The organism is Pseudoalteromonas sp. APC 3358 (assembly GCF_030408075.1).
In the GTDB taxonomy this organism is placed as follows: Bacteria; Pseudomonadota; Gammaproteobacteria; order Enterobacterales; family Alteromonadaceae; genus Pseudoalteromonas; species Pseudoalteromonas arctica.
On sequence record NZ_JASDCE010000005.1, the window covers coordinates 67,107 to 91,127 of the forward strand.

Below are 24,021 nucleotides of genomic sequence, written 5' to 3' on the forward strand. Positions count from 1 at the left end.
TCATAAAAAGAGAGTTTAATATAACTAGTTTTACTTACACTTGGTAGTAGTGCTTAGCGTTTGTATAGCTAAGGTCATGCCATGTCTTATCGTTTGAGCATAACGCCTTATGGCAGTGCCATAGATTGTTGTAGCTTGTATTTATTTGGCACACAGGGAAGTTGCTAGCAAACATAATACGCTGCTGGCCAAAGTGATTAAAAAGAAAACTAAAACACGCTGCTTGTTGCTCACTGGTGAGTTGTAGTAATTCAAAACCAGAGAATTTAATTGCTATGTTGTCATGCTGAGCAAGTAACTCAACACCTTGTCGCCAATCATTTAAATTACTTGGCAGTCCTGCATGATTAATTATAATTTGAAGCTGCGGTAGCTGCTTAGCGTAGTAAGCTATTTGTTTGGTTATTTCGCTATTTTCAATATCAAATTGAGCTTCAAAATGCAGTTGGGTATCTGATAATATTGTTAGGTTTTTAAAACTATTAGCATCTAATAAACGCTTTGCGTCAGTACCTTCGGTTATATCTCTAATGCCACACAAACTCAGATGAGCTAAAGCTTCTAACGAGTTTATAAACTGATCAGCCGATGAGTCAATTTGGTTGTAACTAATAGCCTTAAATGAAAGGCTTTTTAAATGCGAGTCTAGCCAGTTTAGCTCGTTAATAGGGGAGGTGTTATCAAACCCTGCTTCTATATGAACAAGCCCTACTAGCTCAAAGTCAGTACTTTTAACAAGTTGCTGTGCACTTACTGGCTGTTTTATTTTTTCTAAATTTGGCCACGCTGGTGGGTTAGCGCCTTGTAACCATGAGTATTGACCTTCTACTAAATTAAAAAAGTGTACGTGTGGGTCAATAATTTTTAGGCTCATTGCACATTACTCATTGGGCAGTGTAGCCACCGTCAATGCTTTGTAGGCTGCCAGTAATAAAGCTGGCATCGTCGCTTGCTAAAAAGCTCACAAGGGCAGCAACCTCATCGGCTTGACCTAATCGGTTAAGCGGTTGAAGACTTGCTTCCTCGGCAACTATTTCAGCTTTGTTTGCGCCACTTTTTGCGCAGTACGCATCTATCGCGTTATGAAATAGCGGGGTTTCTATTGTGCCAGGGCATACCGCATTTGCTCTAATATTAAAACCCGCGTAATCAAGCGCTGTTGTTTTAGCCATTGAGGCAAGGGCATGTTTTGTTAGGTTATACGCAAAAGAGTTTTGCTTACCTATAATTGCCTGATCGGAAGCGACTAATATAATAGCGCCGCCATTTTGCGCTTTCATGCTTGGCAATACGCTTTGTATCGCGGCATAAGCGCCTTTAACATTAAGCGCAAAAAGTGCATCGAGAGTTTGCTCGTCGGTGCTTTCTATATTTGCGCTTAAGTGTTTTCCAGCATTAGAAACAAGTACGTCAATACGTTTGCTTTGTTTACAGATAGCGTTGATACAGCTTTGTACCGCCGATACATCACTTACATCACACTGATGAAATATACCGATTTCGCTTAGCTCTATATCAAGGTTATGTACTTCATAGCCATTGTTTAGCAAACGCTTTACTACGGCTAAGCCAATACCTTTTGTACCACCTGTAACGACTGCAACTTTAGACATACTTACTTCCTTTATTGCTAACTAGTGAGAGTGACCACAGCCGCCTTCAGCGTGCACGTGTCCGTGAGAAACTTCTTCACTTGTTGCTTCACGTACCGATATAACTTCAACGTCAAACGTTAGTGTTTTGCCCGCAAATGGGTGGTTTAAATCACAATCTGCGTTAAAACGACCAACCTTAACAATAGTAACCTGATGACGACCTTGGTTAGAGCTAACCATTGCTGTCATACCTGGTTTCCATACTTTAACGTCGCCTTGTAGGTGCTTAAGCGGAATACGTTGAATTAAGTCATCAACACGCTCGCCGTATGATTCACTTGGCTCTAGAGTTACACTAAATTTTTCGCCAGCTTCTTTGCCTTCAAGTGCTTTTTCTAAACCAGGAAGCATGCCTTCGCTGCCATGAATGTAAGTAAGTGGCGCTTCGTTTGTGCTACTTTCAATTTGCTCGCCCGCTTCGCTAAGGGTGTAATGAAATTCAACTGCTGAATTTTTGCTAATTTGCATGCTTGTCTCTTCAAATAATAACTATGTTAGGGCGCAATTTTACGCGAAATATACTTGTTTATAAACTTAACGTGGCTGATTTAGTGTTTTTTGTAAATTTAGCAGAAAATCTTTTTTTGTTGGGGCTGCTTTTTGCTTTTCAGCCTGTGGTATAAACAGTACTAATTGAGTACCAGGCTTTAAAATGCTCGATGCAGAGAGTTTATTCCATTTTGCCAAGTCGCTATGGGGTACATCGTAAAGCTGACTTATACTCCAAAGGCTATCGCCCGACTTAACTTCGTAATCTATTTCAATGGTGGGAATCGCAATCTCTTGGTGTTCTAAATAAGGGCTAATTTTGTAATCAACTGTTAATGTGCTTGGCAGGGTTTTAGGTTGTCCAACTAATAACTTTTCTCCAACGCCTATTAAATTATTATTTTTGTTATTAAGTTGTTTTAAAGCTTTTACCGACATACTAAAACGTCTAGCAATACCGTAAAGCGTGTCGTTTTGTTTAACGATGTACTCTCCAGCAAAGTTTGATTTAAAAAACTGACTTTTTAATAAGGCCTCTTGCCCTATAGGCAGCAGTAAAGTATGCGGCCCGTTAGGTGAGCTTTGATTTTTTAAATATCCCTGATTAATCGCGTGTAACTGCTTTGAACCTATACCAGAGAGCTTAGCGATGACTGAAAAGTCGAACTGCTGGCCTATATTCATCTGTGTTGTAAATGGCTTATATGCAAGCTTTGGGCGTTTAATGCCCTTTTGTGGGTGCTTAACTAAATAGCTTAAAGCGAGTAACTTGGGTACGTAGTCGGCGGTTTTTTTTGGCAGACTGAGTGACCAGTAATCGGTGCTTTTACCGCGTTTTTTGTTTTTTTCGATTGCGCGTTTAACGCGGCCCTCACCGCTGTTATAAGCAGCCAAAGCATGTAGCCAATTACCATCAAAGCGTTTATGTAAGTAGCTTAAGTAATCAAGTGCTGCATCGGTTGAAGCAAGTACGTCTTGGCGCCCGTCGTACCATTGGTCTGACTTAACTCCAAAGTGATGCGCTGTTGCGCCAACTAACTGCCAAACACCAACAGCTTGCTGTGATGAGGCTATCGTTGGTCTAAAATCGCTTTCTACAAATGGTAGTAAAGCGAGCTCCATAGGTAGTTGCTTTTGCTCAATTTTTTTTACGATATGATACAGGTAAGGCGCTGCGCGTTTACTCACAGTTTGCAAGTAGTTAGGTTGCTTTGCGTACCAGCTGATACGCTTTTTTAACGCGCGATTTTGATAAATCGTAAAGTGTAGATTATTGGCTATGTGCACCCACAGATCGGTGGTTTTTGGTGGGCGCTTTTTTACGATTGTTTTTTTGAATTGAAGTGACGTAACGTGCTCACTAACTTGGGGCGTTTGAGCTACTTCATCATCAGTATCATAAGTATAGTCAGGCTCAAAATGAGTAAATATTTGTGGAGCTTCTTGTGGTTCTTGCTCCGTTGATTGACAACCAAATAACAAAATACCCAAACAACATAAAACCAAACTGCGCATAGTGATCACTTTTGTAAATTCCTTTTATTATTTTAACACAATCCGTTGTGTTGAGTTATTCTGCGCTTTTTGCGCGATTTAGGCCAGCTTGTAAAAAGAAGTTGCTCGATTTTATATTAAGCGCTTCTTGTTTATAAGGCTCAATAACTGATTCAGGAAACGACAGCATTAACTGCTCAATACTTTGATCTTTATTGTTTTTAACGTGCTCTGTTATGGCTGTTAAAAATGATAGAGGCTGTTTCAGCTGCTCTTTTGTTAATGTACCGCCGTGCCCAGGTAAAATAATAGTGAGCTTTTCGTCGTTAATATATTGCTTAAGCAACGTTTGCCAACTTTTAAGTTCACCGTGCCCAGGGTAAGGAAGCCAGTCAACGATATCGCCACCAATCAGCACACTGCCATTATTAGTAGTAATAGTTAAATCACCGTTAGTATGGGCTTGCTGCGGCTCAAGCGTTACCTCAAAATCACCAAGGTCGATAACTTTACGACTATCAATTACTATTTCGGGTTTGCTAAGCTGATACTCCTGCCAGCGAAAAAGTCGTTTTTTTGCAAGCTCTAACTTATTTCGCCATTTAGCTTGCTCTTCTTTGGGCACATTCGCTAATCGTTGGTAGCTCAGCTCAATGCTCTTTTCATAGGTGTCTAGCTTGTCGGTATATGCTGTTTGATAAAGGTTAAAATTTTTATTTACCTGCTGATGAACAATGAGCTTGGCATCAGGATAAAAATTTTGCATAACCGCCATACCTAGCAAGTGATCGTCATGGTAGTGGGTAGCCACTAAATAGCATAAGGGTGTTTTAAGGCGGTTCTTTAAATCTTCAGCAAGTTGTTCAACTGCAGCAAAATTGGCGCTCGTATCAACAAGTAGGGCACATTTTTCGCCTTCAATTAACACTTGGTTAGAGTCGTAAAAGCGAAGCTTGTCTTGTTGCTTTAAAAACTGAATATGAGGGTTTATTGTATTCCAAGTGACGGCAGCATAGGTGCTAGGTACTATTGATAATAAAGTGCATGCTAATAGTAAGTGCTTACATGAAGAGGCTATGTTTGAAAGTTTTAACTTCATTTATTATCTCTACGCTGATGTTTAATTACTTTAATAATAAACAAAAAGCGCAGTATGCGCTTTTTATTTTTGGTGTTTGGGGTCATTTGCCAAATACTGACTGAGTTTATCAATCATTTGGTCTTGATGCTGTTGCTCAACTGTAGCCTGTGTTTTTGCTTCTAGCAATTCGTGGCTTAAGTTTAATGCTGCCATTAGTAGGGCTTTTTGATCGTTTCTAACGGTTGAGCGTTGCTTCATTTGCTCAACTAAGTCATTTAGATTTTTAGCTGCTGCTATTAATGCATCTTCCTGCCCTTCAGGGCAAGCAAATTGCTGCTCTTTACCTAGCAACTCAACAGTGACCCGCTGGTTTTGCAGCTCAGACATTAGCTAGCCTGTTGTGCGCTTTGTAACTTATCAAGAAGACCAGATAAAGTAGTGCTGGCATCTTTTTGCTTTTCTTCATTTTCTAAAGCTTCAAGTTGTAGCAATTCGTTGTCATCGCTTAGTTTAGTGTTCTGTTCTTTTAAAGTAACAACATCTGTTTGTAATTGGTTATTACGTTCGATTAAAGAATCGATCAGTTGTTCGAGTTGTTGAAGAGTAGTGTTATTCATAAAGGCGCTCATATAACTGTAATTAATGTCATGCAAATGTAAAGCAAAGTGTGTTGATTTGCCAGCATTTACGGTGGTTTTAGCTGATTTTTCTTTTGCGTTAAGGGATAATTCAGCATATGGGCTTTTTCATTCAGAAATGGTTCACTTAAACACTCTCTTATCTTGGTGTGAGTTGCCAAAGCCTAGTGCTTATGGTTCACTTACGATATTAAATTGCGTATGGCGAAAATAAATAATGCTTAGTTACAGACACTCATTTCATGCGGGTAATCCTGCCGATGTACTTAAACACTTAGTACTGGCACAAGTGCTAAATTATCAAACAATTAAAGATAAACCGCTTGATTATATAGACACACATTCAGGTGCTGGCTTTTTTGAACTTGCAGCTGCCGATGCGCAAAAAACGCAAGAGTATCAAGATGGTATTGAAAAACTTTGGCATCATAAAAGTGAGCATGCTGAGCTTAATGAATACATTGAATTAATTAAGTCATTTAACGACACTGACGAACTTGCGTTTTATCCAGGTTCACCAAAAATTGCAGAGCACTACTTACGCCGCCAAGATAAGGGTTGGTTTTTTGAACTGCACCCGCGCGATTTATTATTACTTGAAGAAAACATGCAAGGTAAGCGATCTATTCGTGTACGTGGAGAGGATGGTTTTGCAGGTTTAGTTGGTTTATTACCACCAGCATCTCGCAGAGCGTGTGTGTTAATTGACCCTCCATACGAAATTAAAGATGACTACGAAACGGTTGTAAAAACCTTAGTTAAAGCTTATCAGCGTTTTGCTACAGGTACTTACATGATTTGGTATCCGGTTGTAGATAGAGAGCGCATTGATAATATGGAGCAGGGCTTAATTGATTCAGGAATGCGCAACATTCAGTTATTTGAATTAGGCACTGAAGCGGATACTGACGTACACGGTATGACAGCATCGGGCATGATTGTAATTAATCCTCCATGGAAGCTAAAGCAAACAATGGATGCAATAATGCCTGAACTTGTTAGTTTGTTAAGTGAGCCAAGTGGTTTTTACAGAAGTGAACAACTCGTTGATGAGTAACTTTAAATAGCGCTTATAACGAATAATAAAATGCCCAGCTTTGCTGGGCATTTTATTTAAAATCAATACGAATGTGTTAGGTAATATATATAAGGGAGCTAAATATTAATTAAAATAAACCGCACTAAAAGTAGCAAGCGTATTACCGCGACTGTTTTTAAGTTTTAGTGATTCACCTGTTATTTCCCACTTTGAAGTTTTGCTAAGTACGTCAGACATAGCCGCTTCTTGGCTCATATTATCCGAGCACATCTTTTTTGTACTTGCTAGCTGACTAAGTGTAATTGTTTGCTGCTCGGTACTATAGCTTCCGCTAAAATTATTACAGCCTAAAAAGCCATTAACGCGGTGGTCTTTATTGAACTGAATGAATGGTTCTTTAGTTGTAACATTCACAGTTTGAGCATTTATTGTTATTGCTTTCCAGTAAGTATTTGTGAGTGTTACATCGGGTTTTTGAGTCGACACTTTTGAAAGCTCAATTTTATAGGGGGTAGTTAACTGTGATTCTGCAAACGGGTCATGATTTGTTGTACTTGTGTAAAGCACTTTGTCTTTATTTATAATTCTGGCGCTTAGGCTATAGCGATGTTTATCGCTAATTTTGCTGGCATCATAAATTAGCTCAACGGTAAATGGCGGGGCTTGGGTTACATCAATCACTTCTTGTGTGATTATATCGGCTTTTACGTCCATTTTAGATACATTGGAAAGCGTAACTATTAATTGCGAGCCAGGGCGAAGCATACTGCGATCTTTGTAGCTAGCTTGGATAGTTAGGCTGGTTATTGCTTCTGCAATTTCTGTGTTTTCAGTCGATTTAGTTTGCTCACCGCAGCCAGTTACTGCAAAAGCGCTAAGCGCCAATAAGCCAATCCCTGCAACTGCCTTTTTACGCGAAGATACTGCTTGATGCTTTTCCATGTTGGTTATCCTTACTCAATATTATGTCCTTAGTGTATTACCTAGTTACTTAATCATTCCTTAACTTATTTTAAACATAAAAAAAGGCGCATTAGCGCCTTTAATAATTAAAAAAACGATTATTTTTTAACAAACTTAGTTAAAATAACAATGCGCTGGCCGTCAACTCGCCCTTCAATATGTTCAGGGTTGCTGGTTAGGCCAATATTACGAACAGCTGTTCCACGTTTAGCGGTAAGGCTACTGCCTTTAACGTCTAAGTCTTTAATTAGGGTAACAGTATCGCCTGCTTGAAGTACTACACCGTTGCTATCTACATGCTTTAAATCGTCATCTTCGGCAAGTGCTTTTTTAGCCCAGGTTAGCGTGTCTTCTTCAAGGTAAATCATGTCTAGCGCATCTTGTGCCCAGCCATTATCAGGCGCTAAACGCGAAAGCATTCTGTAAGCTACAACTTGTACTGCAGGAGTTTGGCTCCACATGCTATCGTTTAAACAGTGCCAATGTGTAGGCGTTATTTCGCTGTTATTCTCGATTTGATCTTTACATGTTTGACACGTGTAAATACATTTATCTGAGTGGGTTTCAGTTACCGGTGGTACTTCATAAACAGATAAGTTCTCGGTGGCTGCACACAATTCACATTGATTATTACTACGTTCGATTAAGGCTTTTTCAATACTCATGGGGCTCTTTCTGATTCTGGTCGAGTTAACATTTGCTGCTATTATACTCCAAAACACGAGCTCTGCGCCATTAGTCCCTTAATTTTGTGTGGGTATATTACTCATATACTTATCTTCAATACTTTTTATATATCCTTGAGCGTGAAGGTTTTTAATTGCTAGGTTTATTTGGGGCAATAACCCTTTATGTTTGCTCAATAAACGAATTCTTAAAAAACCATGGGAATGCTGTGCGCCAAAGGCAATGTTTATCCCTAACTGCTTTGCCCAATAGAGCGCAGTTAACTTACCTATTAGCGCTGCTTCTACACGGTTTCTTGATAGAGCGGTCATAAGTTCTTTCTCGGATGGAAAGTCAACACGCTCAAAGGTATTGTCATTAAAGTAATAGTAACCTAGTACCGTTCCTATATTTTTGCCCTTTAAGCTATCAGCGCTTTGCCAGTTCTGGGCATTTTGAGGCAAGGTAACAATCATTTCTGTGGCATAAATAAGGGGCTCTGAAAAAACATAACGAGAGTCATTTCTCTCATCCTTTGGGAGCCATTCTAATGAAATAACATCAAAATCGATTATTTTATCTTGTAAATATTTGGTAATACGCTTTGTGGGTAGGTCGATATGAGAAGCTGCAATATTTGCATCATCGAGTGCTTTTTCAATAATTTCGGGTAATACACCAGGCTTTTCTGGATCATTTGTATAATATGGATAATGGCTACCTGACGCGCTAACATTGTATTTGAGGGGAGTAGGGTTAATGCTGGCATAGCTAAAAAATACAAATAGCAGAGGGCTCAGTACTAATAACCGAATAAAGTTAGCCAAATCTCCACCTTTTATATTAATATTTTTATATTAGTGTTGTGTAATTTTAACATTTTTGCAATGACGACTATGTTTATCTTATGCGAGTTGCATTAAAGTACACATATTATTGGCTGTTTTGCCATCTCTTATTTATAGGTTTAGAGCCAAGTGAAATTAAATAACATACCTGATGAGGTACAAAAAATAACTCAGTTTGTCGCGCGGCAACCTATTTTTGATATAGACCAGAATGTTTTCTCGTACGAACTGCTTTATCGAGACTCAGCCAACAATGCGTTTCCTGTGGGCACTTCTGATGTGCATGCGACAAGCCGCCTGTTTTTTAATGCATTAATGCTGGTAGGTTTAGATAGACTTACCGCGCATCATTTAGCTTTTATCAACTTGTCATCAGAAACTATTCTCGATAACTTTCCCAAACTTTTATTGCCAGAAAATAGTGTTATTGAAATAGTAGAGCGCACGGGCAATATTTCTGCGGTTGCTGAGCGTGTGCAAGAACTTAAAAAAGAAGGGTATGTTTTTGCACTTGATGATTACGATGGCGATCCAAAATGGGAGCCACTATTAGCACATGTTGATTACATAAAAATTGAGATAGATGATCCGGTTATTAAAACCAATATGCGCATCAAAAAAATAAAACGCGCAAATCCACATGCAAAAATAATTGTTGAACGAATAGAGACGCATGAACAATTTAATATATTAAAATTGGCAGGCTGTGATTTATTTCAGGGGTTCTTTTTTTCTCGCCCAGAAATGATTACGTATAAAGGTGTAGAGCCTTCAAAGTTAACTGTTTTTGATCTATTGCGTTTTACAGCAAAACAAAAACTTTGCTTCAAAGAAGTTCATCAACGAGTGGCCAGAGATGTAGCCATAACAGCCAGGGTTTTAAAGCTGGCTAACGCGCGTTCAGGAAAAGCAAATTTAGTTATTACTTCTATTTCACAAGCGGTTATTTATTTAGGTGAAGATACAATAAGGCAATTTGTTCGTGTATTAGCAATTAGTGAGTTGGGGGTCGAAAAACCAACCGAATTAACTAAGCTTGCTTTAACGCGGGCTCAATTTATGTCGCTTATTTTAGAGCAAAATAATAAAGAGCTGACCGAGCAAGGGTATCTAGTGGGTTTGTTCTCGGTGCTTGATGCTATTTTAGATGCTGATTTAAAAGACATAGTTAAAGAGTTTACCTTAGATGCTGCAATATCAGATGCTTTGCTACTTGAAAAAGGCACTTTAGGTGAGTGTTTATCGCTTATAAAAGAATTTGAATTAGATAATGTAGATGAAGCTATGGTCCATTTGGCCAACATAAACTCAGAGCTACACATTGGCGATATATTTAATTTTTTACTGGATGCTGTTTTATACAGTGACGACATTATTGAGGCAATAGCAGAATAAATATGCGTAATTGGTTGTCGGTTATAAGTGTAGTGGTTGCTCTTTGTTTATTGTTTCCTGGTATTACAAAACCAGTATTAACAATAGAGGGCAACATAGATAAATCAAAACTAGCGCAAGCGGGTATTGAAATGCTGGCTGAAGAGGGCGATGGTCGAACTCGCAGTATGCTAATGATGTTCTCGAACATGCTAGGGCTTGATAAGTTAGAAGGTGAGATTAGCGCCTATAACAAAACACAAAGTATTTTAGGCACAGTTAAAGAGCTTGCTAGCAATAATAATTTATTTGTAGCCGCTTTAGTGGGGTTGTTTTCTATTGTTATTCCAAGCTTAAAGCTGCTATTACAATTGCTTTATTGTTGCCTACCTTTGAATGGGTTTAAGCAAAAGCTCGGTCTGGTTATTTGTGCATTAAGTAAGTGGAGCATGGTTGATGTATTTGTTATTGCATTAATAGTGACTTACTTAGCAGGTAACGCCCATGGTAAAAGTGGCGAGCTACTTGTTATGAATGCACAATTTGGTGAAGGGTTTTGGTATTTTAGCGCATATTGTATATTTGCAATTATCGCGAGTAACTTAATTAAAACACCTGCTAAACCGCAGTCTACATAATTAAAGTATTTGTGGTTGCCGTTAGGTTACCTTACAATCATTTTAAAGTTTATTAAAAGGCATAATGTTGCAACGTTTTTACTCTAGTTTACTCATGATAACTTTACTGCTCACTTTTGTGGGTCAGGCAGTTGCGTCTGTAGCTATGGTATGCGAAATGCCACATATGCCAACTAAGACAGCAACGCATGCCCAAATGCCAATGACACAAAGTAGTGATGCAACAGCTGTCGTTAGCATGTCTGAAAATATGATGCAGATGGATTGTTGCGACGACGAAAGTACGCCACAAAATGACTGTAAATGCCCTATGAGTGGCTGCGCTGCTAACTCAATGCTTAATGTTGATACTTTATTTAGCGTTACTTTACTTGAATCTGAAAAAGTAAATGTACGTGTATTTACTACACAAATTAATATACCTCGTTCACTCTACCGCCCTCCTATGTCTGCTTAATAGCAGGATAGGTGTATGTAAAAATTGCGGTAACCCCGTTTATTGGTAACTCCTAAACACCTTTTTTGCTTCCTAATTTAAGATTTTCTTTTATTTTTAGATGGAGCAGGTGATGAACCACGCTGTAAGTATTAAAGTCGTATTATGTAGTGTTGTGTTATTTAGCACAGCTGTTAATGCGCAAAACAATCAAAATAACCTAAATACCGAAACACTAAAGCAAACTAGTAATGAGCAAACGCTTAGCTTAACGCAAGCGCTTAATTATGCGCTAACGCATGAGCCATGGCTAAAAGCGAGTGGCTACCAAGAAGATGCAGCAATAGCGCAAAGCATTGCCGCTGGCACCTTACCCGATCCTGTTTTAACGGTTGGCTTACTCAACTTACCTACTAACGGTTATGCGTTTGATCAAGAAGGGATGACGCAGCTTAAAGTTGATTTGAGCCAAAAGTTTAGCCGAGGGAATAGTTTAGCGCTTAGACAAAAAGCATTAGCACAGTCTGCTCAACAATATCCTTGGCAGCGCGCCGATCGCTTAGCACAAGTAAAAGCAATTGTGATTGAGTCGTGGTTAAACGCGTATCGTGCTCAGCGAAGTATTGCTTTAATTGAGCTAGATAAAGGGCTATTTACTCAACTTATTGACATTACCGAAGCAAGCTACGCAAGCACCTTAGGTAAAACACGTCAGCAAGATATTATTCGTGCGCAATTAGAACTCACCCGTCTTGAAGATAAGCTGGTTATGCTTGAGCAGCAATTTGAAAGTGCTAAAAACCGTTTAGCACAGTGGTTACCTATGAATATGCTTATGCAGCCTTTAAATACTGAGTTTACTAAAACCGCAGGGCTGGTTGATTTTGCGAGCCTTGAATTTGATGAGCTAATACAGTTGCTTATGACGCATCCCGCAATTATTGCGATAGATAAAACCGTAACGGCAAAGCAAACCGAAGTTGCACTCGCTAAGCAAAGCTACAAACCTCAGATGGGCGTTAATGTGGGTTATGGTTACCGAGATGATACCCCGATGGGTGAGTCGCGAGCTGATTTACTCTCTGTAGGGTTTAGTATTGATTTGCCATTGTTTACTGATAACAGACAAGATCAACAGATTAAATCGGCTATTGCGAGTGCAGAAGCTACTAAAACACAAAAGCTGGTGGCGCTTCAAAAACTCAAAGGCATGTACTTTAAGGAGTTTAGCCAACTCGCTCGTTTGCAAAAACGCGATGCGCTTTATCAAAATACGTTATTACCGCAAATGTCAGAGCAATCTCAGGCAACACTTAATGCTTATACACGCGACGACGGGGATTTTTCTGACGTGATGCGTGCGCGCATTAGTGAACTTAACGCCAAAATTGATGCACTGAATATTCAAGTAGATCAACATATTATTACCGCCCGCCTTAATTATTATGCAAGTAGCTTAGACCCCCAAGTAATGAGCGAGCAAACTGGAGAATTACACAATGAATACTAATTTAAAGTTACTTGTTGCCGCCTTAGTTGGCGCAGGCGCCTTTGGGTTAATAGGCGGCTTAGTAATGCAATTTTTACCTAGCAACTCGGCAATGAATGAACAACAAAACACTGACAAACAGCCCTTATATTGGGTAGCCCCTATGGATAGTAATTACAGGCGTGACACGCCAGGGCTTTCTCCAATGGGAATGGATTTAGTCCCTGTGTATGAAAACGCTAGCAACGCTCAGGATGGACCTGGCGCTGTAACTATTTCGCCTGCAGTCGTTAATAACTTTGGCGTAAGAACCGCCAAAGTAGAGCTTAAAACACTTCGCAGCGATATAAATACTGTGGGTTATGTGCAATATAACCAAGACCAACTTATTCACATTCATCCGCGTGTAGAAGGCTGGATTGAAAGTTTATATGTTAAAGCACAAGGCGCAGAAGTTAAAGCCGGTGAGCCTTTATATACATTGTATTCACCACAATTGGTGAACGCACAGGAAGAGCTTTTATTGGCGGTTAATCGTAATAATACCGTGTTAATTCGCGCTGCAAAGGCGCGTTTAGAGTCGTTGAATGTGTCTGATGGATTTATCGAGCGCTTACAAAAAAATAAAAAGATAATGCAAAATATTACTTTTTACGCAAAGCAAAGTGGTGTGGTAGATGAGCTAACAGTACGAGAAGGCTTTTACGTTAAACCAGGCACATCAATGATGAGTATTGCCCAGCTTGATGAAATTTGGGTAGAGGCGGAAGTGTTCGAGCGCCAATCAGAACAAGTGAGTGTTGGGTTGCCCGTTACAATGACGCTTGATTACTTAAAAGGTCAAAAGTGGGAAGGTAAGGTTGATTATATTTACCCCGCGCTTGATGCTAAAAACCGGACTCTGCGTGTAAGGCTTAGGTTTGAAAATGTAGATCATCGGTTAAAACCAAATATGTTTGCACAAGTGAGCATTCACGCTAAAGCGAGTAAGGCGCAATTTACAGTCCCTAAAGAAGCGGTAATCCGCACGCAGCATCAAAACCGTGTGGTTATTGCATTAGGTGAGGGGCGTTTTAAATCAATAGAAGTTGAAGTTGGGCAAATTAATAGTAATGAAGCGGTCATTTTGTCAGGTGTAATGACAGGTGACACGGTAGTGACTTCAGCGCAATTTTTAATAGACTCTGAATCGAGTAAAAGCTCCGACTTTAAACGAATGGAAATGCCTAGTTCTAGTATTAGCTCAGGTATGAGTTCGGATTCTGGTTCAGACTCAAATATGAACATGGATATACAGCCACAAAACGCCACGGTTAACGGCACTATTAATGCCATAGATACACAAAATCGCATTATTAATATTAGCCGAGAAGCCATTGAAAAATGGAATCGAGAACCCGCCACAATGGACTTTGTATTAGCGCCAGATATTGATATTAGTCAGTTTGAAAATGCCCAGTATATTAATTTTACTTTTAGCATTATTAACGATGAATTTGTAATTACTAAAGCGCAAAACGCAGAGCCGATTGATCATTCTACTATGCAACATAGTTCTCACTAGGAGCCATTATGATAACTGCCATTATTCGCTGGTCTGTTAGCAATCGCTTTTTTGTGTTGTTGCTTACATTAATTTTACTGGGTGGAGGGTTGTTTGCTGTAAAAAATACTCCAGTGGATGCCTTGCCTGACTTATCTGATGTTCAGGTCATTATAAAAACCACTTACCCGGGGCAAGCGCCGCAAGTAGTGCAAGACCAAGTTACATTTCCGCTCACCACAGCAATGCTTTCTGTGCCGGGTGCACAAACTGTAAGGGGTTTTTCGTTTTTTGGAGACTCGTACGTTTACGTTATTTTTGACGAAAAAACCGATTTGTATTGGGCGCGTAGCCGAGTACAAGAATACCTAAGCCAAGTAGCGAGTAGATTACCCGATAGCGCTACGCCAGAGCTTGGCCCTGATGCAACAGGCGTAGGTTGGATTTACTTATACGCACTAATTGATAAAACAAATAAACACGATATTAGTCAGCTACGAAGCTTACAAGATTGGTTTTTAAAGTTTGAGCTACAAACTGTGCCCGGTGTATCTGAAGTGGCTGCTGTTGGTGGCATGGTTAAGCAATACCAAGTCAATGTAGAGCCCGATAAATTACGCGCATATGGTATTCCGCTTAGCCTCATTCAAACCGCTATTCAACAAGGCAACCAAGAGATGGGCGCCTCAGTAGTTGAAATGGCTGAAGCAGAATACATGGTAACAAGCACAGGCTACATTAAGAGTGTTGCCGACTTGGAAGCTATTCCGCTTGGTGTAAACGCCAACGGTACTGCGCTGCAATTACGTGATGTAGCCGATATTAGAGTCGGACCGCAAATGCGCCGTGGTATTGCAGAACTGAATGGTGAAGGCGAGGTAACCGGCGGCATTGTTATTATGCGCTATGGCGAAAATGCACAAAAAACCATTGAGCTCGTAAAAGCAAAATTAGAATCGCTTAAAAAGGGATTGCCAGAGGGCGTTGAAATAGTCCCTGTGTACGATCGCTCCAACTTAATAAATAACGCGGTAGATAATTTAACAAGTAAGCTAATTGAAGAGCTTATTGTAGTTGCCTTAGTGTGTGTGGTGTTTTTGTTTCATGTGCGCTCATCGCTGGTGGCGATTATTACGTTACCGCTTGGAATTTTAACGGCATTTATAATTATGTATTGGCAGGGGATTAACGCCAACATTATGTCTTTAGGAGGAATTGCAATAGCGATAGGCGCAATGACCGACGGCGCTATCGTCATGATTGAAAATATGCATAAACATATGGAAAAAACGCCCCTTACCAACGAAAACCGCTGGGAAGTTGTGGCTAAATCGGCGAGTGAAGTGGGTCCTGCATTATTTTTTAGTTTATTAATTATTACCGTCAGCTTTATGCCGGTATTTATTTTAGAAGCGCAAGAAGGACGTATGTTTGCGCCACTCGCTTACACTAAAACCTATGCTATGGCAGCGTCTGCTGGGCTTGCGATTACCTTAGTGCCGGTATTGATGGGTTACTTTATTAGAGGTAAAGTTATTTCGGAGCAAAAAAATCCAGTTAACCGATTACTCGTCGCAGCGTATCGACCACTACTTAACTGGGTGCTTAAATTTCCAAAAATGACACTGGTACTCGCGGTGGTTGTTTCTGTTATTGGCTTTTACCCGGTAAATAAAATAGGCAGTGAATTTATTCCGCCACTCGATGAGGGCGATTTAATGTATATGCCCACAACGTATCCGGGTTTATCGGTAGGTAAAGCGCGCGAAATACTACAGCAAACCGACAAGTTAATTGCCACAGTACCCGAGGTTAAAACAGTATTTGGTAAAGTTGGGCGAGCAGAAACTGCAACAGATCCTGCGCCGCTTACAATGATAGAGACGTTTATTCAGTTAAAACCAAAAGACGAATGGCGCGAGGGTATGACTCTTGAAAAACTTAAAAAAGAACTCGACGGTTTGGTTAAGTTTCCTGGGCTTACAAATGCGTGGGTAATGCCAATTAAAACGCGTATTGATATGCTCGCAACCGGTATTAAAACTCCCGTGGGCATTAAAGTTGCGGGACCAAAGTTGAGTGAAATTCAAAAAATTGGTCAGCAAATAGAAGTGCTATTAAAAGATGTGCAAGGCACCGCATCGGTTTACTCAGAGCGAGTAGCCGGTGGACGTTATATAAAAGTAGATATAAATCGTGAAAAAGCTGCGCGTTATAGTTTAAACATTAGCGACGTACAGCAGGTTGTATCTACTGCAATAGGGGGTACAAACGTAACACAAACGGTAGAAGGGCAAGAGCGTTACCCTGTTAATTTACGTTATCCGCAAGCATACAGAGACTCGCCAGAAGAGTTAATGTTGTTACCTATTGTAACGCCTACAGGGCAGCGTATAGCACTTGGTGATGTAGCCGATGTATTTATTGAAGATGGACCGCCTGGTATAAAAAGCGAAAATGCACGTTTAAACGGTTGGAGTTTTATTGATATAGATGGCGTTGATATTGGTACTTACGTTGAGCACGCTCAGCAAGTGCTCGATAAAGACCTAATACTACCTGCTGGCTACTCAATTACGTGGGCTGGGCAGTATGAATACATGCAGCGCGCTAAAGACAAACTGACTTATGTATTACCTCTTACATTAGCGATTATTATTGTATTGCTTTACCTTAATTTTAGAAGCTTTGCTGAGGTCACTATTATTATGGCTACGTTGCCACTGGCAATGATTGGTGGCGTATGGCTAATGTATTTAGAGGGCTTTAACTTTTCAGTTGCAGTAGGTGTGGGCTTTATTGCCTTAGCCGGTGTTGCGGTAGAAATAGGGGTCATTATGTTGGTGTATTTAAACCAAGCCTATCAAGAAAAATGCCTCGAAGCAGAGCAAGCCGGAAAACCGCTTAGCTTAGTGCAATTACAGCAAGCTATTATTGAAGGGGCAGGGCTTCGAGTACGCCCGGTTATGATGACTGTCGCGACAATTATTATCGGTTTATTACCTGTACTTTATGGTACAGGCACCGGAAGCGAAGTAATGAGCCGAATAGCAGCGCCTATGGTTGGCGGTATGGGCAGTGCAATTGTACTCACCTTACTTGTTATTCCTGCTGTTTACTTGCTGTGGCGCAAACAAGGACTTAAATAATATAAAACAACAAGACGATAGAGCAATGCTGTTACTACTCACGCATTGCTCTATAAAAATTACCTATAATTTGTAAGTTGTTCTATTAAATAGCTAGTTATTACTCATATTCAAATTAACTAACTGTTTTTAAATAGCTTTTTAATTGGCACGCTTTACGCAGTGTATTACCTATAAAGTCAACTAAGTAAGGAATGCACATGCAAGTTAAAACAATTAAAGAGGTATACGATTGGACCGTTTTGTTTCATACGCAAATGGCGGCTAATTTTTATAGCGTAAAGGATTTACTCGATGAACATAATGCAATGCTGGTGGACTACTACCTAAATTACGAAAAAAAACTCGCCGAAGATTTAGTCGGGTTTAAAGCGATAACCGAAATAAATACGCTCGATACGTACAGTTATGAATACTTTGCTAAAAATCCTGAGCTAATTACTTTTGAAGACATTAGTAAAGATCAGCAATTCGATGAAGAAGTCATTCAAGGGTATTTAGCACAGCAACATCAAAAAGTGATTGAGTTATATGAATACTTACTTGAACGCGCCGAAACCGAAAGTGGGCAAGAAAAGCTTCAACAAATACTAGAGCTTGAAAAGCAAGGTATAAAGCAAATGATGCAAAGTACTAATCGTCATATGGATATGTAGCTTTATAAAAGAGCGGGATTACTGAGTTTATCTCGCTCTTATTAGCTTTAAGGTGATTATTTAAAATAGCTGATGCTTGCATCGGCTTATTTTATGTCTGCGTTAAATAATCTGCAGAGCATTTTGATGGACTAAAATGGTATGCGTGTCAGTTGTATGGCACGCATAAATGGAGGTTAAACTTCTTCCGTATCTACAATTAAATCACTTGTAATTGATTCCAATGCTTCAATAACTTCGTCTTTATCCATACCATTTGGCAAAGTAACGGTAGCAACAGCGCTAAAAATAGGCACTCCCCAATTAGGTGCACTTTGTTGTCTTGAATTTAAGTGAGTAATATTAGCGCCTTTATGACGTATTACACTTGCCAGTTCTTGAACAATACCAGGACGGTCGTTACCTGTTATAACTAGATTAATTTGCTCTAGTGTTGATGGTTCAATCTCTGTGTTTCCGGTTTCAATACGAACGTCTAACTTAGGTAACTTATTTAAAGCACTTTGTAATGATTGAAAATGCTCCTCAGCAACTTCAAGTTGAATAATACCTGCAAAATGACCTAATAAATGGCTTAAGTTACTACTAAGCCAGTTGCCATGATTTTGTAATACGACTGATGAGATGCTCTCTACTAAACCAGGGCGATCTTTCCCTAAAATAGTTATAACCAACTGCTTCATAAATAATTCTCTTTTTAAGCCCAAAGAAAGTAAATGCATAGGCATTAAGTATGTTGTCTAATTTAAATTGTGTGTTGTTGCACTTTTTATAAATCTTTGATTATAAATTAAAAAATGAATATAGTTGTGTTGACTATACGCAGTATTAATAGTCATTATTATTTACTAAGTACTCTTTTAGTATTGACCTCGATAAATACTTTGTCCAATTATTTTATAATTTAGTTCACTTATAAATCACCTATTTGAAGCTAATTTAGACTTTTCCCTCGTTAGTTTTATTTAAAGCTGTTTTAGAGTGCTTATTATTACTGCTGTAACATTACTGTCATCTTGATGAAATATAATTTATGCAACGTTAAGATTTAAGGGTGTTTTGATGACTTCAAATCCGAATAAGCCGACTTTTAATACGGATCGAAGCCGTCTATTTAAAGATCGGTTTGCCAAGTTTGGCATAACCGCAGGTGGGATAATGGTATTGGTAGCACTGCTATTAATATTCTTTTACCTTCTTTATGTAGTACAGCCAATTTTTGAATCAGCAAAAGTAGAAAAACGCGATAGCTTTCATGTTGCTAATTCACAGCAAATAGCAGGCTTAGGTGTAGAAGAGCAAACTGAAGTTGCTTATTTACTAAGTCAGCAAGGTCAGGTTGATTTTTACAGTGTTGAGTCAGGTAGTTTTGGTAAAAAACTCAAAACACTTAATGCAGATTTACCAAGTGATGCAACAAGCTTTGCAACAAGCGCGCCTTTTCAAGGGCATTATGCGTTTGGTTTAGAAGATGGCACCGTAATGGTTGTTGCACCTAAATTTTTAGTTACCTTTCCAAACAACGAGCGTAAATTAACACCTCGCTTAGGTTTTCCTCTAGGGGAAATGGCTTTAGAAGTAGATGAACAAGGTGCAGCTATTAAACGCTTTGCATTTAGTCACTATGAAGACAAAACAGCGGTTGTAGCTCTTACAGAAGATAAGCGTGTATTATTTAGTAGCTTTATTGCTGAAGAGAATATGTTTACCGGTGAAGTAGAATGGGTTGTTGAGCGTACAGAACTTGATGTTAATGGACGTGTAGACGAATTATTAATGTCGCCAGATACAACACGTACTTTTGTACGTTCTGCTAATCAAGTGTATGTATACGATACGCGTGACCCAAGTGATGTAGAGCAAATTCAGTTGCTTTCGGCTAACGAAGAAAATGCAAATATTGTATCTGCACAACTGCTAGCGGGCGCAAATTCACTCATGCTTGCTAATGATAACGGTGAGGTTTCGCAGTGGTTTGAAGTAAACACTGACACAGGCCGTGAATATCAAAAAATTCGCTCATTTGAAACAACTAAGCAAAGTAAATTAAATGTATTTACTGAGTTTTACCGTCGTACTTTTTTTACTACCGGCGATAATGGTGAGCTAGGTGTGTACTACACAACCAGCGAAGCAAAACTTTGGCAGGGGAAAGTAAGTGAAGGCGCAATAGAAAACTTTGCAATTGCACCACGTTCAAATGCTGCGTTAATTTTAGCGGATAATAAGCTAACAGTATTAGACATTCATAACGAGCACCCAGAAGTTACGTGGTCAGCACTTTGGCAAGAAGTGTGGTACGAAGGTTACCCAGAGCCAGGTTATATTTGGCAGTCAACATCAGCCAGTGACGACTTTGAATCTAAGTTTTCACTTGTGCCAATTTCGTTCGGTACATTAAAAGCAGCACTTTATGCAATGTTGTTTGCTGTACCAATCGCGCTTTCGGCGGCTATTTACACGGCATACTTTATGTCGAGCAAATTACGTAAAGTGGTTAAGCCTACCGTTGAAATAATGGAAGCATTACCAACCGTTATTTTAGGTTTTTTAGCGGGTCTTTGGTTAGCCCCATTAATAGAAGAGCACTTACCTGCCATTGTTGGGTTACTCATATTATTACCTTTAGGTATGTTAGCGACAGGTTTAGCCTGGACTAAATTACCAACAAAAATACGCCATAGAATTCCTGATGGTTCGCATTCAATCATCCTTATTCCGGTCGTTTTACTTATTGGTTGGTTTTCGTTTGCTATGAGCGAATTTGTTGAACTTTGGATGTTTGACGGCAATGTACGTCAGTATTTAACAAATGAGCTGGGTATGACATTCGATCAACGTAACTCGCTTGTTGTAGGTATTGCGATGGGTTTTGCGGTTATTCCTACTATATTCTCAATTGCAGAAGACGCGGTATTTAGTGTTCCAAAGCATTTATCAAATGGCTCATTAGCATTAGGTGCAACGCAGTGGCAAACACTAATACGTGTTGTATTACTAACAGCAAGCCCAGGTATCTTCTCTGCGGTAATGATGGGACTTGGCCGAGCAGTTGGTGAAACCATGATTGTACTTATGGCAACCGGTAATACACCGATTATGGATTGGAGCATTTTCCAAGGTATGCGTACGCTTGCAGCAAATATTGCAGTTGAAATGCCAGAGTCAGAAGTAGGTAGTTCGCACTATAGAATATTATTCTTAGCAGCCTTTGTATTATTCATATTCACATTCATTTTTAACACAGTCGCTGAGTTTGTTCGCCAGCAACTGCGTGAAAAATACAGCTCAATGTAAGCGGAGAGACATGACATGGTAAAGCAGTGGTTTAAGTCTGGTTCTCCTTGGATTTGGATGACCGGTGGTGCAGTGAGCATCAGTTTGATTTCAGTTTTAGGCTTATTAGCAATGATAGCCTGGAAAGGGTTAAGCTTTTTCTGGCCTTCAGAAGTTGTACAGTTTGAACTTGAAGGGTCGATTGCAAAGCAAACCGTTATTGGCGAAGTTTATGACCGTGAATTAGTACCAAAAACGCGTTTAGCCGCGACAGGTATTGATGTTAGCGGGTTTGAAAAAGAAGAAATAGAGCGCTTACTTATTAAAACAGGTAACCGCGAATATGTAGATTTAGATTTTCGTTGGATATTAGAAACCGACATAACAAATAAAACAGCACCAGCGGCGCTTGCAGTATTTGAGCGTAGTAAAAACGGTAACTTTTATGGTTATGTGCAAAACGTTATTAAAGACGGTCAACCGGTTAATGGCGATAAAATAGAAGCGCTACATGAGCTTGTTGAGCGTGCAGTTGATTTAAATGACGAAGCACTTGATTTGCAAAATGGCGACATTGGGCATATTAACTACGCACTTGAACGCTTACGTTTAAAAGAAAAAGGCTACTTACTTGATAACGCTCTCACTGATGAACGTGTTGCTGAGCTTGCTCAAGCACGTGCTGAATTACGTGCAGAGTATGGTGTACTCGAAAAAGATTTATTTGCACTACGCAAACAAGCTAAACGTGACCACGTAACTGTAAAAGATATGCGCGGTGAAGTTGTTACAATTCCTATGTATCAAGTACTTGATGTTTGGTTTCCAAACGATATGGGCTTTTTTGCAAAGCTAGGCCACTACTTTGTGCAACTAGGTAAGTTTGTATCCGATGATCCACGTGAAGCAAATACAGAAGGCGGTGTTTTCCCTGCTATATTTGGTACTGTATTTATGGTTATGCTGATGGCTGTAATTGTGACGCCGTTTGGCGTTGTTGCTGCAATTTACTTACACGAGTACGCCGCAAAAAATGCAATCACTAAAATGATTCGTATCGCAGTGATTAACTTGGCCGGTGTTCCTTCAATTGTATACGGTGTATTTGGCCTCGGCTTTTTTGTATACATGTTAGGTGGTAGCTTAGACCAATTATTTTATCCAGAATCGTCGCCAACGCCAGTATTTGGTACGCCAGGTGTAATGTGGTCTGCATTAACGCTCGCCATACTAACGCTGCCAGTTGTTATTGTATCGACTGAAGAAGGTTTATCTCGTATTCCAAGTACCGTACGTGATGGTTCACTAGCGCTTGGCGCAACAAAAGTTGAAACGTTATGGCGCATAATTATTCCAATGGCAAGCCCTGCAATTATGACAGGTTTAATACTGGCAGTTGCACGTGCTGCAGGTGAAGTTGCACCGTTAATGCTAGTAGGCGTTGTAAAAATGGCCCCTACATTACCACTTGATGGCAACTTCCCGTATTTTCACTTAGATAGAAAGTTCATGCACTTAGGCTTTCATATATACGATGTTGGCTTCCAAAGCCCTAATGTTGAAGCGGCACGCCCGCTGGTATACGCAACGGCCTTTTTATTGGTGTCGGTGATTATTACCCTAAACATAACAGCCATTGGTATACGTAACCATTTACGTGAAAAGTACAGATCGCTTGAACACTAATTAGTAAAGATTTTATAGGTAACAAAAATGATTACAGTCGCTCCAAAAGTAAACCAAGCTAATATAGGCCAGAAGTTAGACCTAGAAAATTTAACGGATGACCAAAAAGCGCTAGAGATTAAAGATCTCGATCTTTACTACGGTGATAAGCAAGCGCTTAATAAAGTAAATATGAACATTCCAAAAGGCCAAGTAACTGCGTTTATTGGACCATCGGGCTGTGGTAAATCAACTCTATTACGTTGTATTAATCGCATGAACGATTTGGTTGATATTTGTCGTATTGAAGGTGAAATATTACTTCACGGTCAAAATATTTACGATAAGAGCGTAGATGTAGCAGCACTTCGTCGTAATGTAGGTATGGTGTTTCAGCGTCCAAACCCATTTCCTAAATCAATTTATGAAAATGTGGTTTATGGCCTACGCTTACAAGGCATTAAAGAGAAGCGTAAGTTAGACGAAGTGGTAGAGCAATCACTTCGTGGTGCTGCTTTATGGGATGAAGTAAAAGATAGATTACACGATAGCGCGTTTGGCTTGTCGGGTGGTCAGCAACAGCGTTTAGTTATTGCTCGCTCAATTGCAATTGAGCCAGAAGTTCTTTTATTAGATGAACCTACATCAGCACTTGACCCTATTTCTACTTTGGTAATCGAAGAGCTAATAAACGATTTAAAAAACCAATTTACCGTTGTTATTGTTACACATAACATGCAACAAGCAGCACGTGTATCTGATCAAACAGCCTTTATGTATATGGGCGAATTGATTGAGTACTCAGACACAAATACCTTATTTACTACACCAACGAAGAAAAAGACCGAAGATTATATTACCGGTCGTTACGGTTAATTAGCTCGTTGTAGCGTGTTGTGCAAGATTAAGAGAGAAGGTAACT

The 24,021-nt window shown here is 39.5% G+C and carries 22 protein-coding genes; 11 read left to right on the forward strand and 11 right to left on the reverse strand.

Annotated elements, in window-relative coordinates; genetic code table 11:
• Positions 1-34: 34 nt before the first annotated feature.
• The 7 genes from QL995_RS09420 to QL995_RS09450 all read right to left on the reverse strand — a co-directional run bounded on the left by QL995_RS09420 (position 35) and on the right by QL995_RS09450 (position 5,336).
• Positions 35-874, reverse strand: coding sequence for an amidohydrolase family protein (locus tag QL995_RS09420; RefSeq protein WP_290294044.1), 840 nt, complete (start codon positions 872-874; stop codon positions 35-37).
• A gap of 10 nt (positions 875-884) precedes the next feature.
• Positions 885-1,613 carry an SDR family oxidoreductase gene (locus QL995_RS09425; RefSeq protein ID WP_197102058.1) on the reverse strand — a complete coding sequence of 243 codons (729 nt, stop codon included), beginning with the start codon at positions 1,611-1,613 and terminating at the stop codon, positions 885-887.
• Positions 1,614-1,634: 21 nt separating this feature from the next.
• Positions 1,635-2,123: a peptidylprolyl isomerase gene (locus QL995_RS09430; RefSeq protein WP_007586440.1), complete on the reverse strand. Its 489-nt coding sequence runs from the start codon at positions 2,121-2,123 to the stop codon at positions 1,635-1,637.
• Between the two features lie 66 nt (positions 2,124-2,189).
• Positions 2,190-3,659: a LysM peptidoglycan-binding domain-containing protein gene (locus QL995_RS09435; protein ID WP_290294045.1), complete on the reverse strand. Its 1,470-nt coding sequence runs from the start codon at positions 3,657-3,659 to the stop codon at positions 2,190-2,192.
• Positions 3,660-3,714: 55 nt separating this feature from the next.
• The gene (locus QL995_RS09440; RefSeq protein ID WP_290294046.1) at positions 3,715-4,737 is read right to left on the reverse strand and encodes an MBL fold metallo-hydrolase; all 1,023 of its coding nucleotides are present in this window, start codon (positions 4,735-4,737) and stop codon (positions 3,715-3,717) included.
• Positions 4,738-4,800: 63 nt separating this feature from the next.
• The gene (locus tag QL995_RS09445; protein WP_290294047.1) at positions 4,801-5,106 is read right to left on the reverse strand and encodes a cell division protein ZapA; all 306 of its coding nucleotides are present in this window, start codon (positions 5,104-5,106) and stop codon (positions 4,801-4,803) included.
• Entirely contained in the window at positions 5,106-5,336 is a 231-nt protein-coding gene (locus QL995_RS09450) for a hypothetical protein (protein WP_007586448.1), read from the reverse strand. The genes QL995_RS09445 and QL995_RS09450 overlap by 1 nt, the downstream gene beginning before the upstream one ends.
• A 238-nt stretch (positions 5,337-5,574) precedes the next feature.
• Between QL995_RS09450 and rlmJ the strand changes: the two genes are divergently transcribed.
• Positions 5,575-6,414: a 23S rRNA (adenine(2030)-N(6))-methyltransferase RlmJ gene (gene rlmJ, locus QL995_RS09455; protein WP_101217101.1), complete on the forward strand. Its 840-nt coding sequence runs from the start codon at positions 5,575-5,577 to the stop codon at positions 6,412-6,414.
• A 105-nt stretch (positions 6,415-6,519) separates the two neighbouring features.
• Here rlmJ and QL995_RS09460 read toward each other — a convergent pair whose 3' ends face one another.
• The 3 genes from QL995_RS09460 to QL995_RS09470 all read right to left on the reverse strand — a co-directional run bounded on the left by QL995_RS09460 (position 6,520) and on the right by QL995_RS09470 (position 8,852).
• Positions 6,520-7,338, reverse strand: a complete 819-nt coding sequence (locus QL995_RS09460) for an META domain-containing protein (protein ID WP_101164326.1) — start codon at positions 7,336-7,338, stop codon at positions 6,520-6,522.
• Between the two features lie 119 nt (positions 7,339-7,457).
• Positions 7,458-8,024 carry a PhnA domain-containing protein gene (locus tag QL995_RS09465; RefSeq protein ID WP_007586451.1) on the reverse strand — a complete coding sequence of 189 codons (567 nt, stop codon included), beginning with the start codon at positions 8,022-8,024 and terminating at the stop codon, positions 7,458-7,460.
• Positions 8,025-8,102: 78 nt separating this feature from the next.
• Positions 8,103-8,852: a transporter substrate-binding domain-containing protein gene (locus QL995_RS09470; RefSeq protein WP_290294049.1), complete on the reverse strand. Its 750-nt coding sequence runs from the start codon at positions 8,850-8,852 to the stop codon at positions 8,103-8,105.
• 150 nt (positions 8,853-9,002) lie between these two features.
• Here QL995_RS09470 and QL995_RS09475 point away from each other — a divergent pair, with 150 nt between their 5' ends.
• From QL995_RS09475 to QL995_RS09505, 7 genes are all read left to right on the forward strand, one after another.
• Entirely contained in the window at positions 9,003-10,268 is a 1,266-nt protein-coding gene (locus QL995_RS09475; protein ID WP_101217098.1) for an EAL domain-containing protein, read from the forward strand.
• Between the two features lie 2 nt (positions 10,269-10,270).
• Positions 10,271-10,885, forward strand: coding sequence for a paraquat-inducible protein A (locus QL995_RS09480; RefSeq protein ID WP_007586454.1), 615 nt, complete (start codon positions 10,271-10,273; stop codon positions 10,883-10,885).
• A gap of 94 nt (positions 10,886-10,979) precedes the next feature.
• Positions 10,980-11,342: a hypothetical protein gene (locus QL995_RS09485; RefSeq protein WP_225913250.1), complete on the forward strand. Its 363-nt coding sequence runs from the start codon at positions 10,980-10,982 to the stop codon at positions 11,340-11,342.
• A 112-nt stretch (positions 11,343-11,454) separates the two neighbouring features.
• Positions 11,455-12,831, forward strand: coding sequence for a TolC family protein (locus tag QL995_RS09490; RefSeq protein WP_290294050.1), 1,377 nt, complete (start codon positions 11,455-11,457; stop codon positions 12,829-12,831).
• Positions 12,821-14,374 (forward strand): efflux RND transporter periplasmic adaptor subunit, encoded by a 1,554-nt coding sequence (locus QL995_RS09495; protein ID WP_290294052.1) that lies wholly within the window; start codon positions 12,821-12,823, stop codon positions 14,372-14,374. The genes QL995_RS09490 and QL995_RS09495 overlap by 11 nt, the downstream gene beginning before the upstream one ends.
• Before the next feature lie 8 nt (positions 14,375-14,382).
• Positions 14,383-17,502: an efflux RND transporter permease subunit gene (locus QL995_RS09500; protein ID WP_007586458.1), complete on the forward strand. Its 3,120-nt coding sequence runs from the start codon at positions 14,383-14,385 to the stop codon at positions 17,500-17,502.
• Between the two features lie 200 nt (positions 17,503-17,702).
• Complete coding sequence (locus tag QL995_RS09505; protein WP_007586459.1) at positions 17,703-18,158, forward strand: hypothetical protein; 456 nt, start codon at positions 17,703-17,705, stop codon at positions 18,156-18,158.
• Positions 18,159-18,334: 176 nt separating this feature from the next.
• Here the strand turns inward: QL995_RS09505 and QL995_RS09510 are convergent, their stop codons facing one another.
• Positions 18,335-18,841, reverse strand: coding sequence for an ACT domain-containing protein (locus QL995_RS09510; RefSeq protein ID WP_007586460.1), 507 nt, complete (start codon positions 18,839-18,841; stop codon positions 18,335-18,337).
• 379 nt (positions 18,842-19,220) lie between these two features.
• Between QL995_RS09510 and QL995_RS09515 the strand changes: the two genes are divergently transcribed.
• From QL995_RS09515 to pstB, 3 genes are read left to right on the forward strand one after another with little or no spacing between them, the layout of a single operon-like run.
• Entirely contained in the window at positions 19,221-21,455 is a 2,235-nt protein-coding gene (locus tag QL995_RS09515; protein WP_010554378.1) for an ABC transporter permease subunit, read from the forward strand.
• A gap of 15 nt (positions 21,456-21,470) precedes the next feature.
• The gene (gene pstA / locus QL995_RS09520; protein ID WP_007586463.1) at positions 21,471-23,120 is read left to right on the forward strand and encodes a phosphate ABC transporter permease PstA; all 1,650 of its coding nucleotides are present in this window, start codon (positions 21,471-21,473) and stop codon (positions 23,118-23,120) included.
• Between the two features lie 27 nt (positions 23,121-23,147).
• A complete protein-coding gene (gene pstB / locus QL995_RS09525) occupies positions 23,148-23,975 on the forward strand; it encodes a phosphate ABC transporter ATP-binding protein PstB (RefSeq protein WP_007586464.1) in 828 nt (275 codons plus the stop codon).
• Positions 23,976-24,021: the final 46 nt, after the last annotated feature.